Source organism: Rhodococcus sp. NPDC059968 (genome assembly GCF_042738615.1).
In the GTDB taxonomy this organism is placed as follows: Bacteria; Actinomycetota; Actinomycetes; order Mycobacteriales; family Mycobacteriaceae; genus Rhodococcus_F.
This window is the reverse complement of sequence record NZ_JBHWUE010000157.1, coordinates 1-15,443: the sequence shown is the minus strand read 5'-3', so window position 1 is coordinate 15,443 and position 15,443 is coordinate 1. Positions and strand designations below refer to the sequence as shown.

Here is a 15,443-nt window from a genome sequence, read left to right as displayed (position 1 = left end):
AACAGCCGGCAGTACACCACGAAACTGCTCCAGGATGTTCCCGACGACGAAGCGCACAAGATCGTCGAACTGAACGCCCGCAGGCTCTACAACTTTCCCAGGGCCGAGACAGCCTGACACGTCGATGTCATCGAGCTCCCCCGCTTGACCGCGGGGGAGCTCAGCTGTTCGCCGCCATCGGCGGCCGTACCTGGTTCTGGCGGGGAAAAAACTGCAGTGCAATCGTTCTGAAAGCCGAGACTGCGGGGGCGAGCGCTCCCGGCCGGCAAAGAAGGCCGATCTTGGTTTCGCTCACGGGAACGATGGTCTTCATCCGCGCTCCGTCCGGCAGCCGGGACACCCCCTGGGTGCCGAGACAGGCTCCGACACCGGCGCGCACCATCTCCAGGGTCGACTCGTAGTCCTCGTTCTCCACCGCGACCGTCATCCGGGCATCGTGCGCAGCGAACACGCGATCGAGCGCAAGACGCGCCTGATTGCCGACCGGCGGCACTATCAGCGGAAGTCGGGCGGCCTGGGACCAGGTGATGTCGGAGGCGTCCGGGTAGGGATCGTGGAAGCGTGGAACGATGACCGCGAGCGACTCCACGTCGAGTACAGCGGCCGAGAGCTCCAGGGGTGTGCGGTCCACTCGTGCGAAGGCGATGTCGCAGTCACCCGATGCCACGAGTGCGTGAACCTCCGATTCCGTTCTCGGCGCACCCATCGTGACCTTCATCTGCGGGAATTGGCGGCAGAATTCCGACACCACGTCTGCGATCGAGGCAGTGAAGGAGCGGGTGCTCACCACCCGCACCGTTCCCTCTGTCATGCCGCGCAATGACGACACAGTGGCGTCGATGTCGTCCAGCGCCGAAAGTACCCGCCGCGCGGGCTCGAGGATCGAGTGACCGGCGGGTGTGAATGTCACACCGCGGGAGGATCGGTGGAAGAGCTGCATCCGAAGTTCGGATTCGAGCTTCGCGACAGCATGCGAGAGCGACGGCTGGGTGAGATGCACGGCTGCGGCCGCTTTGGTGAACGAACCGTGTTCCGCTACCGCGACGAGGCATCGGAGTTGCTGGATTTCCATCAGTAGTCCTCGGTGTGGGGCGAGGGGGCCATTTCTATCACCGTCTTGCCGAGGGACCGCCCCGCAGCGACGGTATGCAGTGCTGCGCTCACCTGGTTGAGGGGATACCGGGCGCCGATGACGGGCCGGATCCGGCCCGACGCCCACAAGGCCGTGAACTCCGCGCGGTCTCGTTCTGCACGGCCGGGGTCGTGGCAGGCGAACGTACGAATTTCGAGGCCGCGAACGTCGACGCCCTTGAGCAGCACCAGGTTCAGCGGGATCTGGGGAATGTGTCCGCTGGCGTAACCCAGGGTGACGTACCTCCCGCCCCAGCGCATCTCCCGCAGTGCCTGTTCGGACAGCGTGCCGCCCACAGGGTCGATGACGATGTCTACCGAGCCCGAGCCGATCGCCTCTCGGACTCCGGTCCGCAGATCTGTGCCGGAGTAGTCGACCGTGAATTCCGCGCCCCGGCCGCGAGCGGCCTCGAGTTTGTCTGCCGACGATGCGGCAGCCACGACCCGGCCCCCGAGGACGGTGGCGAGTTCGACGGCGGCGAGCCCGATCCCGCCACCGGCTCCTAACACGAGAACCATCTCACCCGAGGCGATCCCGGCTGTCGACCGTAGCGCGTGATACGCGGTCAGGTGGCACACCCAGGTAGCGGCGGCCTCGTCGAACCCGACGGTGTCCGGGATCGGCACCGCAGCGGTGGCCGGTGCGACCACGTACTCGGCGAATGCTCCCGGGGCGATGACCGCCACCCGGTCGCCTGGAACCGGGGCGGTGACGTCCGGCCCCACGGCGTGCACCACGCCGGCCGCCTCATGCCCGGGGACGAAGGGGAGTGGCACCTGAACCTGATATTTCCCCGCGATCATCAGGGTGTCGGGAAAGTTCACGGCCGCCGCGCGCACCGCAACCAGGATTTCTCCCCGTCCCGGTGCCGGAACGGCGACGGAATCGATGCCTATCGCGTCGGGATCTCCCATCCTGTGGATGCGGGCTGCCGACATCACGGTGGGAGTTTCGGTAGAAGTCATCGGTGTCCTCTCGCGGATTCGTGCGTCTCCAGCAGGGAGTATGCAGGAGATGTTCAATAGAGTAATTGCATTCTGCTAAATCAGTCATTATGTTCCAAGTATGGCAGATCACAGTGACAGCACCTCGGTCGCGGACCGGGTCGACGACAGGCCCGCCCTCTCGCTCGACGTCGAAGCACTCGGCAAATGGATGGACGGCCAAGGGATCCCCGGAGCCGGCGAACCGGTGCAGGCCCGGAGTCTGGCCGGTGGATCGCAGAACGAGCTCTTCGAGATCCTTCGTGGGGGCGAGAAGATGGCGCTTCGGCGTCCGCCCGGTTACGGAGTCGAAGGCCGAGCGAAGGTCCTCATGCGGGAGGCGCAACTTCTCAGGGCACTCGCGGGCACCGACGTACCGCACGCCAGGCTGCGCGGCGCGACCGACGACGTGTCTGTCATCGGGTCGCCCTTCTACCTGATGGATCTGGTGGACGGCTGGAGCCCCATGGGCGGCGGGTGGGCGGCGCCGTTCGACACCGATCTGCAGGCCCGATCGGGACTCGCGATCCAACTCGTCGACGGCGCCGCGAAGATGGCGCGCGTCGACTGGAAGGCGCAGGGCCTCGACGGCTTCGGTAAGCCAGACGGCTTCCTCGACCGGCAGGTGGATCGCTGGCTGTCGCATCTGGCCGGGTTCAAGTTCCGCAACATTCCAGGACTGGACGAGACCGCAACGTGGCTCCGCAACCACCAGCCCCGGACCTTCGAGCCCGGAATCATGCACGGTGACTACCAGTTCGCGAACGTCATGTATCGGCACGGTGCGCCGGCCGAGCTCGCGGCGATCATCGACTGGGAAATGGCGACGATTGGCGACCCGCTGCTCGATCTCGGTTGGGTGCTGGTCGCGTGGCCGCCCGAGGGGGATGCGATGCAGCATGCCCGCTATCTGAACTACGACGGGATGCCGTCCCGTGAAGACATGCTCGAGCACTATGCGACGGTCAGTGGACGCGACGTCTCCGACGTGGACTACTACGTCATTCTCGCCCGGTTCAAGCTGGCCATCGTGTTGGAGGCGAGTGTCGCCCGGCACGCGAAGGGTGAGGCGGACGACCGCGTCGCCCGTTTCGGTCCGATCGTGCTCGAGCTCATGCAGTTCGCCGCAAACCTGTCGAAGACGACGTCGCTCCGCTAGTGCAACGACGTCGCACCGAAGAATCGAGGAATGGGAATGTCCTGGGATTTCGAAACCGATCCTGAATTTCAGAAGAAACTCGACTGGACCGCGCAGTTCGTGCGCGACGAGGTCGAGCCGCTCGATCTGGTGTGGCCGCACGACAACTACAAGCCACTCGACGACGAGCACCGTCGAGTCGTGGATCCGCTCAAGCAGAAGGTGCGCGACCAGCAGCTGTGGGCATGCCATCTCGAACCCGCTCTCGGCGGGCAGGGGTACGGACAGCTGAAACTCGCCCTGCTCAACGAAATCCTCGGCCGCTCCGCCTGGGCTCCGGTCATCTTCGGGACCCAGGCTCCTGACACCGGGAACGCCGAGATCATCGCCCACTTCGGCACCGAGCAGCAGAAGGCGACCTATCTCCGGCCGTTGCTCGACGGGGAGATCTTCTCCTGCTATTCGATGACCGAACCACAGGGCGGCGCCGACGTCTCCGGTTTCGAGACGACGGCCGTCCGCGACGGTGACGACTGGATCATCAACGGGTGGAAGTTCTTCTCCTCCAACGCCCGCTACGCGGCGTTCTGCATCGTCATGGCGTACACGGACAAGGACGCCGGCCCGCACAAGGGCATGTCGATGTTCCTCGTTCCCACCGACTCTCCGGGTCTGACGATCGAGCGCAACCTGGCACTGATCCACGAACCGGCGGACGAGGGCTCGGAAGCCTACATCCACTACGACAACGTCCGTGTTCCCCACACCGCGTTGCTCGGTGACGAGGGACGTGCTTTCGAGGTGGCGCAGGTCCGTCTCGGCGGTGGTCGCGTCCATCACGCCATGCGCACGGTCGGACTGGCGCAGCGTGCACTGGACATGATGTGCGAGCGGGCACTGAGCCGCACCACCCGCGGGAAGGCATTGTCCGAACGCGAGACCGTGCAGAACTACATCGCCGAATCATATGCGGAACTGGAGCAGTTCCGGCTGTTCGTTCTTCGCACGGCGTGGTTGATCGACAAGACCAAGGACTACTCGCTGTGCCGTAAGGACATCAGCGCGATCAAGTTCCTTACCCCCAAGGTCCTCCACGACATCGTCCAGCGCTCGATCCAGGTACATGGCGCCCTCGGTGTCACCCAGGACACTCCGTTGGCCAAGATGTGGGTCACGGCGCCGGTGATGGGCCTCGTGGACGGTCCGACCGAGGTTCACCTGCGTCAGGTGGCGAGGGCTGTGCTCAAGGACCACCGGTCCACCGATGGGCTCTGGCCGACCGACCACATCCCGTCGAAGCTCGAAGCAGCGAAGTACAAGCTCGGCATCGTCTGACCGCCGACCTGGGGAGCGTGGAGCCGCATGTCCGCGCTCCCTTTCCTGTGTCCGCGGTCGAGTGAATTCGATTGGGGGCCTGCCGTGCCCGAGGCTCCGCGGCTTTGACAGATGTGAGCTGGAGCACTAGCTTTCTGAACGGCGTGAAAATTCCGCCATTCAGCTGATCCCCGGGAACATTCTCGCCGGATCTCGGCATCTGATCGGAGATCTTCATGGCTTCGTCTCGTGTGATCAAGATCGGGGCACTCGCGGCCGCCACCCTCGTCGCGGCCGCCTGTGGCGGCTCCGGTGGTAGTGAGGGCCAGACCGATTCACTGACGGTGGCGTGGTTCATTCCACCGTCGTCGATGGATCCGCACATGAATCCGAGTGCGGCCGGCGCTCACCCGTACATCGACCTCCTGTACGACCGGCTGACCGCAATCGAACCGGTCGACGGTGTACCCACGGTGGTGCCGAGTGTGGCGGAGTCCTGGGACTATTCTGCCGACGGCCGGACGCTGACGTTCTCTCTCCGACGCGACGTGAAGTTCCACGACGGCACGCCACTCGATGCGAAGGCGGTCGTCGCGAGTATGGACCGGGCTCTGCACCGCCCGCAGTCTTCGGCTCAGGACAAGTTCACCATGGTCGAGGACGTCAGTGCGCCAGGCGATTACACAGTGCAGTTCGCGCTCGACGAGCCGTCGACCGATCTGCCGTTCATTCTGGCGACGACTCTGGGATCGATCGTCAATCCGAAGGCAGTCGATGACGACCTGGGTGCGCATCCCGCTGGGTCGGGCCCGTACGAGCTGACGTCTCTGACGGTCGGGGACAAGGCAACGTTCACGAGGGTGCACGACTACTGGAACCCGGACACCTACGTGATTCCCAAGGTCGAGATCCGTGGGATCGTGGATGACAACGCGCGCATGAATGCGCTTCGCAGTGGTCAGATCGACGCCGCGCTCTCGCGGATGAGCCAGTACCGGGATGCGACGGCGATGGCCGAGTCGGGCGACTTCACCTTGTCCACCTCGGGGCGGACGTCCTGGTACACCATCTATCTCAACTCCGATCGCGGACCGCTGCGCGATCCCCGCGTCCGTCAGGCGCTCAACTATGCGATCGACCGGGACGCGTTGAACGATTCTCTGATGAACGGACAGTGCGCTCCGACGTCGCAGCCGCTCCAGGAGGGAGTCGACGGCCATGTGTCCGAGGACGGATTCGGATATCGTCACGACCCCGACAAGGCGCGGGCCCTGCTGGTCGAGGCCGGTTACACCGACGGCCTGGAGATCAAGGCGTTGACGACCGGCGCGCACGCTCAACTGTCTGTCGGCATCCAGGCGCAGTTGCAGGCGGTCGGTGTGAAGATCGACTTCGAGAACTCCGATTTCGGTGAAGCGCTGCCGAGATGGGAATCGGGCGACGTCGACGCCTGGCAGTACAGCATGGCGGGAAACCCCGAACCGGGCTTCACCCTTCGCGACCGCTACCTGGACCGGAGCCAGCAGGGCCCGCTCCCCGACGGTTTCGCGCAGACGATCCGGTCAGCGCTTGCATACGAACCTGGTGACCGAACCCGTACCGCACTGCTGGAGCAGGCGTCCCGAGTCGCGTCCGAGCAAGCGCTGGAAGTATTCATCTGCGCGCCGGCAACTCAGTACCTGCACACGCCGGGAGTCGTGGGATTCGACGAGATGACCCCACCGTTCGTCGGTGGCCCGTTCGAACTCCGGCACGTCCATTTCGCGGAGTGATGTAAGGGTCGGCGGCGGCCGGGCGGTGTCAGAAGTCCGTGCCGCCGTCGATGTTCACCAAGGCACCGGTCATATAGCCGGCGCGCGGTGACAGGAGAAACGCAACGAGTTCGCCGACCTCGTCGGGCTGTCCGGGCCTGCCCAGCGCCGCCTCGAGGCCCCACTCCTCCACCATCACCCGTTCCAGAGCTTCCTCGTACGGGTATCCCCGTTCCTCCGCCACGTGGGCACGGATCGCCCGCAACGCGTCCGTCTCGATGGCCCCCGGGCAGATGCAGTTCGCGCGAATGCCCTTGCTGCCATACGCCTTCGCGATCCCCTTGGTGAACACCGCGACGGAACCTTTCAGTGATGCGTACGGCAGCCGCACGAGGTCGGGAGAGCGCACCGAGTATGCCGCCGTCGTCACGATCGTGCCTCGGGTGGAGGTGAGATGGGGGAGTGCGGCCTCGACCGTCCGCGTCGTGCCCAGCACGACGTCGCGGAGAGCCCCGATCCACATCTCCTCGGGTGATTCGATCGGCTCCTTCCCGAGGATGCCGGTGGTCACTGCAACCCCGTCCAGGCGGCCGAGGAGTTCGACGGCCTCTGCCACGGCCTCTTCGGCCTGGCCGGCGACTCCGACGTCGAACGACAGTCCGTACGCACGTGCGGCGCCGGCTTCGCGAATCGCGGCGGCTGCGTGTTCGGCTCGTGCTGCGTCGCGCCCGACCACAACGATCGAGGCACCGTCGCCGGCGAGTGCGCGGGCCGACGCGAGCCCCATCCCTGCAGTTCCACCGACGACGAGATAGCCCTTGTCGCGAACGAGAAGATCCATGTGTTCCACGCTTCCTTGATGTGAGCCCAACCTTCCGTTGATGACACTATCGTCAGAATAATTCGGACCCAGAGGAGACTGCCCTGTCGGGTCGGGGATCGGTTCGGGATCCGCGCGGGCCTGTCGGCGAGGTTCCGCATCGAGTGAGCGGCGGGATCGCCGTTGTGTCCCCGAGGAGCTTCGGGTTGTCGACATCGGCGAGTCTGCCCAGGTGGGGCTTCGGACGCACCATTGACATGTGAACGGCGTCACAATAATGTGCGTTGTGTCAGATGCTGATCCCGCTTCGGAGTTCGATGTTCGGTTCTTTCGGAATCGAAACTGCATGGGCGCGATGGGTGCACTGTCGGGAGCTGCGTCCGATGAACAGGATGTCCGATCTCCGCCGCACCTGCGTGCCATCAGACGCTGTCGAGGCGAGCATCTTCACCCGAAACGTCAATCGAGGAGAGTCGTGAACCGAGTTGAAGGCAAGATCGCTTTTGTCACCGGAGCAGCGCGCGGGCAGGGACGAAGCCATGCTCTGAATCTTGCTCAGGAAGGCGCCGACATCATCGCCTTCGATCTGTGTGAGGACATCGAGACGAACGAGTACCCGCTGTCGACCGAGGAAGATCTCGCGCACACGGTCAAGCTGGTGGAAGCCGAAGGTCGGCGCGTCGTGTCGGCGAAGGTGGACGTGCGTGATCGTGTCGGACTGGAGAAGGCTCTGGCGTCAGCCGTTGCGGAACTGGGTGGTCTCGACATCGTCGTCGCGAACGCCGGAATCTGTCCGCTCGGCAAAGACATCCCGATGCAGGGTTTCGTCGACTCGTTCGACGTCGACTTCCTCGGGGTCGTGAACTCGATCCACGGTGCCCTGCCACACCTGCGTGACGGCGGCTCGATCATCGCCACCGGTTCGCTCGCGGCCCTCATGCCTGCCGGTCTGACCAGCCCGGGAGGAACCGGGTACGGACTGGCCAAACGGATGATCCCGCAATACGTACGCACCGTGGCACATCTGCTGGCAGCCAGGGGCATCCGGGCCAACACGATTCATCCGTCCAATTGCAACACCGATATGTTGCAGAGCCCCCCGATGTACAAGATGTTCCGCGACGACCTCGACAATCCCACTCTCGACGACGTCAAAGACGGTTTCGCGAGCATGCATCCCATCCCGACGCCGTGGGTGGAACCTGCCGACATCTCGAGCCTCGTGGTCTACCTCGCCTCGGACGAATCCCGCTTCGTCACGGGCCAGGAAGTGCGGGTGGATGCCGGTGCTGGACTGGCTCTCGGACTCTGATTCGCACGCTCGACTTCGCCATCGGCAATCGTGCTGCGACGGCGTCGCGGCCCCACACGAAGGAAGTACGTCATGGGATCTTCAGTCAACGCACCGATGAGCGCACCGACGTTGTCGCTCGCCGAACCGCGGATGCTGATCGGCGGTGAGTTGGTCGACGCCCTGTCCGGCCGGGTGTTCGACAACATCGATCCCGCAACGGAGCACGTTCTCGGTGTCACCGCAGATGGATCGACGGAGGACGCCGATCGCGCCGTGAGCGCCGCGCGCCGCGCATTCGACACGACCGACTGGTCGACGAACTCGTCCCTGCGAAGCCGGGTGCTGCGGCAGCTCGCCGACGCGATGGACGAGCGCCGAGTGGAACTCGGCGAGGTCGTCACGGCCGAGGCGGGCGCTCCCATGGCCCTTCACGACATGATGCAAGTCGGTCCCGGCATCGAATCGCTGCGGTGGATGGCGGATCTCGCCGACACCTACGAATACGAGAAGCAGTTCCCCACCCGCGTAGCGCTGGGCACCTCGACAGCGCCGCTGGTCCGAAAGGAAGCGGCCGGAGTGGTCGCGGCTATCACCGCCTGGAACTATCCGTTCTTCCTGAACATGGTCAAGCTGTCCGCCGCACTCGCAGCCGGGTGCACGGTGGTGCTCAAACCCGCACCCGACACCCCGTGGTCCGCGACGATGATCGGAAAGCTCGCCGCCGAGTACACCGACATGCCCGCCGGCGTGCTCAACGTCGTTACCTCGTCCGACAACGCCGTCGGTGAGGCGCTCACCACGGATCCGCGGGTAGACGTCGTCACGTTCACCGGGTCGACGGCCACGGGACGCAAGATCCTTGCCGCCGGCGCACCGACGGTGAAGCGCACCCTTCTCGAACTCGGCGGCAAGTCCGCTGCAATCGTTCTCGAAGATGCAGACATGCAGGCAGCCATCGGGCTGGTCGCCGGTTCGGTCTGCTCGCACGCCGGTCAGGGCTGCGCACTGACCACGCGTCTGTTGCTTCCGCGTTCTCGCTACGACGAAGGGCTGCAGGTCGCCCAGGCGGTCATGTCCGCGATGGTGCCCGGGGATCCGAAAGACCCGTCGACATTCATCGGCCCGGTGATCAATGCGGTTCAGCTCGAACGTGTGCTCGGGTACATCGAACTCGGCAGGACCGAGGGGCGGATCATCTTCGGAGGGGGCCGAGCGGAGAACCACGATCGCGGCTTCTTCGTAAATCCGACGCTCATTGCGGATGTCGCCCCCGATGCGCGGATCGCTCAGGAGGAAATCTTCGGTCCGGTACTCGTCGTGATTCCCTACGAGACCGAGGACGAGGCGATCGATATCGCGAACAACTCGTTGTACGGCCTGTCCGGCTCGGTGTTCGGCGGCGATGTCGCCCATGCGACAGACGTGGCCAGGAGGGTCCGGACCGGCACGATTTCCGTGAACGGTGCTGCGTTCCTCGCCGACGACGTCCCGTTCGGTGGGTATCGCCACAGCGGTCTGGGACGGGAGCACGGCGTCGAAGGCTTCGAGGAGTTCCTCGAGAGCAAGACCATCGGCATACCGGCGACAGCGTGACAGGGGGCTCTCCGACGGCGGAACCGTCGACGGTCCGAGAACCTGTGTGCACACCCGACTGGTGGGCGGACCGCGACCCCTCGCGCCCGGCGGTGGTCGTGCCCGGCGGCCAGACGCTGACCTACGGCGAACTCGCTGCGAAATCAAGCTGGCTGGAACGGGACTGGATCTCGAAGGGCATCTCACCCGGGGATCGCGTCGCCGTTGTCATGGAGAACCGCACCGACTATGTCGTCGTCGCGATCGCGGCGTTGCGGTGCGGCGTCCGGTTGGTCGCGGTGAACGTCCACCTGACGCGGGCGGAAGCCGTTCACGTCATTTCCGACTCGGACGCCCGGCTGATCGTCGCCAGCGACCGGTTTGCTGATCTGGTGGCCGAGGCGGCGGGTGCGTCGCCCGCAGTGGAGGCGGTGCAGATTGTCGGCGAAGTCCGGGACGGGTACGAGCGCCTGTACGACGGCGAGGAATCCGGGCCAGCCGCCGGAGCAACACCCAGCGCTGATAGGGCGGTGCGCCAGGGCACCTTCATGTTCTACTCCTCGGGGACCACCGGAAAACCCAAGGGAATTCTTCGGGAAATGCCCGACGTGTCGTTCGAGCAGGGCGATCCGTTGACCGCCAACTTCCCGCTGACGTGGGGGTTCGACCAGGACTCGGTGTGGTTGAACTCGGCTCCGCTCTATCACGCGTATCCGTTGCAGACCTGCACGTCCGTGGTCAGGTGGGGCGGAATGCTGGTTCTGACCGAGAAGTTCGACGCCGAGGAGAGTCTTCGGATCGTCGATGAATTCGGTGTCACGCACACCAGCATGGTTCCCACCATGTTCGTTCGCTTCCTGCGTTTGCCCGAGGACGTTCGGCGGCGCTACGACGTCTCGTCGATCCGGTTGGCGATTCATGCCGGCGCTCCCTGTTCGGTGCCTGTGAAGCGCGCAATGATGGAGTGGTGGGGGCCGGTGCTCTACGAGTTCTACGGCGGCAGTGAGAACATCGGCATGGTCCTCATCACGCCGGACGAGTGGCACGCGCATCCCGGTTCCGTGGGTCGGCCGGCACCCGGAACCATATCGGTGCTCGGCGAGGACCACGCGCCCGTGGCCCCGTACGAGCGGGGAACCATCTGGTTCGACCATGCCCCGAGTTTCAGCTACCACCATTCACCGGAGAAGACCGCGGGTGTCTTCGACGCGGAAGGGCGCGCGACGCTCGGTGATCTGGGCTACCTGGACGAGGACGGCTACCTGTACCTCGACGGCAGACGCACCGATCTCATCATTTCCGGGGGAGTGAACATCTACCCCGCCGAAATCGAGGCTCGGCTGGCCGAGCACCCCGCAGTGTTCGATGTCGCGGTGATCGGTGCTCCGGATGAGGAATACGGCCACCGGGTCGAAGCCTTCGTGCAACTCGACAGCGGCGTTGCGGGCGACGCGGAGTTGGAGCGTGAGCTCCTCGAATTCTGCCGAAGGGAACTTGCGTCCTTCAAGTGCCCGAGATCGGTGACCTTCGAGGAGTCCCTACCGCGGACTCCGGCCGGAAAGCTACTCAAACGCGTTCTGATGGAAAGGGTCTGGACATGACAGCCGTGAAGCAGACTGCAGTGAACGATGCGGTGGTACTGATCCACGGCGGGCAGCACACGAGAGAGTGCTGGGACCCCACCGTCACAGTGCTGAGAGAGCTCCGACCGGATGTGACGGTACTGGCCGTGGACCTACCGGGCCGGGGGTCGAAGCCCGCCGCCCTGTCCGAGGTCGGTATCGCCGAGTGTGTTCGCTCGGTGGTGGCCGACATCGATGCGGCCGGATTGTCCGAGGTGGTACTTGTCGCGCATTCGATGGGCGGCGTCACGATGCCTGGAGTGGCCGCGGCGTTGGGGAAGGAGCGTGTCCGCCGGATGGTCTTCGTGGCCGCTGCGGCACCACCGGACGGAATGTCGATCCTCGATGACCTGATGGGTGAGCTTCAGGAGGACATCCGGGAGCGCGTCGACGCTCCGGCGGAGTCGCCTCCCTTTCCCCGCGGGACGGTGGAATCGCTGTTCTGTAACGGGATGACCGAAGAACAGACGGATTTCGTCGTGCGGTGCATGTGCCCGGAGAGCAACCTCCTCGCCACGCAGAAAGTCGATCGCAGCGACATGCCGCCGTCGATTCCGCGGACCTGGGTACTGACACTGCAGGATCGGGCGGTGCCGCCGGACCAGCAGCGGCAACATGTCGACAATCTCGGGGGAGCCGACGAGATCGTCGAGATCGACACCTGTCACGACGTGATGGTGAGTGAACCGGAGATCCTCGCGAAGATCCTGATCGATCGCCTCGTCTGATCCGAGCGATGCGCAGGAGCACCGGGGAAACGCCTCGGTGCACCTGCGTATCCGGAGGATCAGGGGATGCCGCCGTCGGACCGGACGATAGTTCCGGACGTGTAGCTGGACGCGTCGCTGGCGAGGAAGAGTGCCGCACCGACTATTTCGGCGGGATTCCCGATCCGCTCGAGATGCAGGCGCGAGGCCATTCTGTTCGTGTGCTCCATGTCCCAGGCTGCGGCGATGTCGGTCAGATACTGGCCGGGCATCAACGTGTTCACCCGGACTTCGGGTCCGAGCAGTTCGGCGTAACCCTCGGTCATTGCGTTGAGCCCGTTCTTGGCGGCGGCGTAGGGAATGATCGAGCCCATGGGTCGCAGCGATCCGGTGCTGCTGACGTTGATGACACTTCCCGAGCCGCGTTCCTTCATGCGGGTTCCCACCAGCTGGGTCAGTCGGAAGGGGCCTTTGAGGTTGAGGTTGAGGACACTGTCGTACATCTTCTCGGTGACGTCGGTGACCTTGTCGTACACGGGCGACATCCCGGCGTTGTTCACCAGGACGTCCACCTTGCCGAACCTCGCGTACGTGGCGTCGACCAAGCCTTCGATCTCGTCCCATCGACCCATGTGGCAGCTGTAGGCGAGGGCGTCCCGCCCGGTCGTCGACCTGATCTCGTCCGCGACCTCCTCGCACTTCTCGAGATTGCGGCTCGCGACGACGACGTCCGCCCCGGCTCGTGCGAACGCCACACTCATTTGCCGGCCCATGCCGCGACTACCACCGGTGACCAGCGCGACCTTGCCCTCGAGGCTGAACAAGTCGAACGGGGACGGAAGGTCTCCCTTCGTGTGAACAGGGGTGTCGTCCATACTGGAAGCCATACGTCTCCTCAAAACAGAATCGGATTACTCGATATGCAGAACGATACATCAGAGTCGCAGTCACGGGCAGGGGTCAGTCGCGCCGCACAAGCGGCTGCGCGACGAACCGCACGTCAGCGCCAGTCGGCCGAGGACGAGATCGAGCGTCTGCTCGAGGTGACGCTGGAGCTGATCGAGAAGTCCGCGCCTGCAATGCCTTCCGTGTCAGCGATCGTCGCGGCCGCGGGAATTTCGAATCAGACTCTGTATCGATCCTTTCCGAGCAAGGACGACCTGATCCTCGCTGTCCTCGAGAAGGGTGTCCACCGCGTGGCCGACTACATCACCGCACGCATGGCTGGTGTCGATGATCCGCACGAGCAGATTCTCGTGTGGACGCGCGGAGTCCTACGACAGGTCAGTCACAGCGATGCTGCGCAGACAAGTCGTTCCGTGCTCGAGCACCTCGAGAAGGCCGGATCGTCGAGTCAGGAGGACGGCGGTCAGGACGAACTGCTGAAGCCGGTGACGAGTCTGCTCGCGTCCCCGTTGGAGGCACTCGGATCCGACCCGGTTCTCGAGGGTGCCTGCATCTCCGACCTGGTGCTCGGGGCGATGCGCCGCCACCTCTGGACATCGACCGCGCCCTCTCCCGAGGAGATCGAGGGGATCGGGCGGTTCGTCCTCGGCGGGCTGAATGCGAACAACCGGGACCGATAGCGGGACGTTCGGCCGGTTGACACGTGACGCCTGATCGCCGAGGTTAGGAGAACCGGTGGTGAGTGAACTCCCATCCGGTGTCCTTCATTCACCGGCCGAACGTGTCGTCGCTCCCGTGCATTCGCAGCGCAGCGACGATTGTGGTCGAACTCCAGAAAGGCTTCTACATGTCGACTGGCATCCCCTGTCTCGACGGAACCGTCTCCATCGTCACCGGAGGGGCTTCAGGTATAGGTTTCGCGATCGCCGAAGCGTTGATCGCCGAGGGCTCGACGGTAGTGGTGGCCGATGTCGAGGCCGCCGCCCTCGCGCGAGCAGCCACCGATCTCGGCGCCGCCACGGTGCTCGCCGACGTGAGTAGTGCCGACGACGTTCAGCGAGTGGCAAACGAGGTTGTCCGTCGGCACGGGCGCATCGACATCGCTGTCAACAACGCCGGAATCGCGCGCGTAGCACCGTTCGACGAGTTGACGCTCGACGACTTCCGTTGGGTGCTGGACGTCAACCTGTGGGGCGTGATCCACGGGATGAAGTCGTTTCTACCGGTGATCGAACAGACGTCGCAACGCGGATACATCGTCAACACCGCGTCCATCGCGGGTCTGCGCACCGCAGCCGGCCTCGGTGCCTATGCCGTGTCGAAATTCGGCGTCGTCGCGTTGACGGAGACCGTGGGTATGGAACTCGACGCGAGAGGCTCGCACGTCGGTGTGGGGGTACTGCTGCCCGCAATGGTGCGGTCCAACATTGCGACAAGTGAGCGGAACCGGCCGGGTGTGGTTCCCCGTGGCACGAGCGGTTCGGGGGCATCGACACGGGTACCGGTGGCAGCAATGGGCGCGGACGTCGTCGGTCGCCTGGTCGTGGACGCGATCAAGCGGGGCGATCGATACATCGTGAGTCATCCGGAGACGCTCGAATCCGTCCGCGCGCGGCACCGCGGCATCGAGGAGGCGTATGCCGCAATTCCATCCGTCGAATAACGAAGACAGACCGTCAGAAAAGTGCGGTGGCTACGTGCCGGCGGGCCCATGTGTGAGAGGTCGTAATGGGTTGGAGCTGCGACCCAACGGGAGATATCGCGGGACATCTTGACACTTGTGATGGTGATCACTAGCGTACGAAGCGTCAGATAATCGGCATAGACCGCGGGCAGAGACCGATGCGCTACCCGGATCGTGCCTTTGTTCGAGTAGGAGTAGCAGTGCCGCTTCAAGACCATATGCAATTGATCTCCGTGGACGACCATTTGATCGAGCCCCCGAATCTGTGGACCGATCGCCTGCCCAAGAAGTTCCACGAGCAGGGCCCGCGGATCGTCGAGATGGACATGAGCCAGAGCCACGGCGACGAGGGGTTGTCGGCGGCTCTCCTCGATGCCGCCCGACAGGGAGACACCGCCCCGAGGGAGAAGAAGCTCGCCCAGGTGTGGTCGTACGAGGGCCGGATCTATCCGAACATCGGCCTCAACGCGGTGGCGGGCAAGAAGCCGCAGGAGTACGGGATGGATCCCACGCGCTACTC

Annotated in this window: 13 protein-coding genes and 1 pseudogene; 10 read left to right on the top strand and 4 right to left on the bottom strand. The window is 64.5% G+C overall.

The window, feature by feature from the left end:
* Positions 1-160: 160 nt before the first annotated feature.
* On the bottom strand, positions 161-1,072 hold the full coding sequence (locus ACFWAY_RS50210; protein WP_378453918.1) for a LysR family transcriptional regulator: 912 nt from the start codon (positions 1,070-1,072) through the stop codon (positions 161-163).
* The gene (locus ACFWAY_RS50205) at positions 1,072-2,070 is read right to left on the bottom strand and encodes an NADPH:quinone oxidoreductase family protein (RefSeq protein WP_378454002.1); all 999 of its coding nucleotides are present in this window, start codon (positions 2,068-2,070) and stop codon (positions 1,072-1,074) included. The genes ACFWAY_RS50210 and ACFWAY_RS50205 overlap by 1 nt, the downstream gene beginning before the upstream one ends.
* A 127-nt stretch (positions 2,071-2,197) precedes the next feature.
* Here ACFWAY_RS50205 and ACFWAY_RS50200 point away from each other — a divergent pair, with 127 nt between their 5' ends.
* The 3 genes from ACFWAY_RS50200 (at position 2,198) to ACFWAY_RS50190 (ending at position 6,339) form a co-directional block, all read left to right on the top strand.
* Complete coding sequence (locus ACFWAY_RS50200) at positions 2,198-3,274, top strand: phosphotransferase family protein (RefSeq protein WP_378516042.1); 1,077 nt, start codon at positions 2,198-2,200, stop codon at positions 3,272-3,274.
* Between the two features lie 36 nt (positions 3,275-3,310).
* Positions 3,311-4,588, top strand: a complete 1,278-nt coding sequence (locus tag ACFWAY_RS50195) for an acyl-CoA dehydrogenase family protein (RefSeq protein ID WP_378516041.1) — start codon at positions 3,311-3,313, stop codon at positions 4,586-4,588.
* Between the two features lie 215 nt (positions 4,589-4,803).
* Positions 4,804-6,339, top strand: a complete 1,536-nt coding sequence (locus ACFWAY_RS50190) for an ABC transporter substrate-binding protein (RefSeq protein ID WP_378516040.1) — start codon at positions 4,804-4,806, stop codon at positions 6,337-6,339.
* A 28-nt stretch (positions 6,340-6,367) separates the two neighbouring features.
* Here ACFWAY_RS50190 and ACFWAY_RS50185 read toward each other — a convergent pair whose 3' ends face one another.
* A complete protein-coding gene (locus ACFWAY_RS50185) occupies positions 6,368-7,159 on the bottom strand; it encodes an SDR family NAD(P)-dependent oxidoreductase (RefSeq protein WP_378516039.1) in 792 nt (263 codons plus the stop codon).
* A gap of 454 nt (positions 7,160-7,613) precedes the next feature.
* Between ACFWAY_RS50185 and ACFWAY_RS50180 the strand changes: the two genes are divergently transcribed.
* The 4 genes from ACFWAY_RS50180 to ACFWAY_RS50165 all read left to right on the top strand — a co-directional run bounded on the left by ACFWAY_RS50180 (position 7,614) and on the right by ACFWAY_RS50165 (position 12,354).
* Positions 7,614-8,450, top strand: a complete 837-nt coding sequence (locus tag ACFWAY_RS50180; RefSeq protein ID WP_378453923.1) for a mycofactocin-coupled SDR family oxidoreductase — start codon at positions 7,614-7,616, stop codon at positions 8,448-8,450.
* Positions 8,451-8,522: 72 nt separating this feature from the next.
* Entirely contained in the window at positions 8,523-10,025 is a 1,503-nt protein-coding gene (locus ACFWAY_RS50175; protein ID WP_378453924.1) for an aldehyde dehydrogenase family protein, read from the top strand.
* A 44-nt stretch (positions 10,026-10,069) separates the two neighbouring features.
* On the top strand, positions 10,070-11,605 hold the full coding sequence (locus tag ACFWAY_RS50170) for an AMP-binding protein (protein WP_378516038.1): 1,536 nt from the start codon (positions 10,070-10,072) through the stop codon (positions 11,603-11,605).
* Positions 11,602-12,354, top strand: a complete 753-nt coding sequence (locus tag ACFWAY_RS50165) for an alpha/beta fold hydrolase (RefSeq protein ID WP_378516037.1) — start codon at positions 11,602-11,604, stop codon at positions 12,352-12,354. The genes ACFWAY_RS50170 and ACFWAY_RS50165 overlap by 4 nt, the downstream gene beginning before the upstream one ends.
* Positions 12,355-12,413: 59 nt before the next feature.
* On the opposite strand, the gene ACFWAY_RS50160 is transcribed toward ACFWAY_RS50165, so the two are convergent.
* Positions 12,414-13,208, bottom strand: a complete 795-nt coding sequence (locus tag ACFWAY_RS50160) for an SDR family NAD(P)-dependent oxidoreductase (RefSeq protein ID WP_378454003.1) — start codon at positions 13,206-13,208, stop codon at positions 12,414-12,416.
* A 45-nt stretch (positions 13,209-13,253) separates the two neighbouring features.
* Between ACFWAY_RS50160 and ACFWAY_RS50155 the strand changes: the two genes are divergently transcribed.
* From ACFWAY_RS50155 to ACFWAY_RS50145, 3 genes and pseudogenes are all read left to right on the top strand, one after another.
* Positions 13,254-13,919, top strand: coding sequence for a TetR/AcrR family transcriptional regulator (locus ACFWAY_RS50155; protein ID WP_378453927.1), 666 nt, complete (start codon positions 13,254-13,256; stop codon positions 13,917-13,919).
* A gap of 167 nt (positions 13,920-14,086) precedes the next feature.
* The gene (locus ACFWAY_RS50150; protein WP_378516036.1) at positions 14,087-14,902 is read left to right on the top strand and encodes an SDR family NAD(P)-dependent oxidoreductase; all 816 of its coding nucleotides are present in this window, start codon (positions 14,087-14,089) and stop codon (positions 14,900-14,902) included.
* Between the two features lie 221 nt (positions 14,903-15,123).
* A pseudogene (locus ACFWAY_RS50145) lies at positions 15,124-15,443 on the top strand (amidohydrolase); the annotation flags it as partial.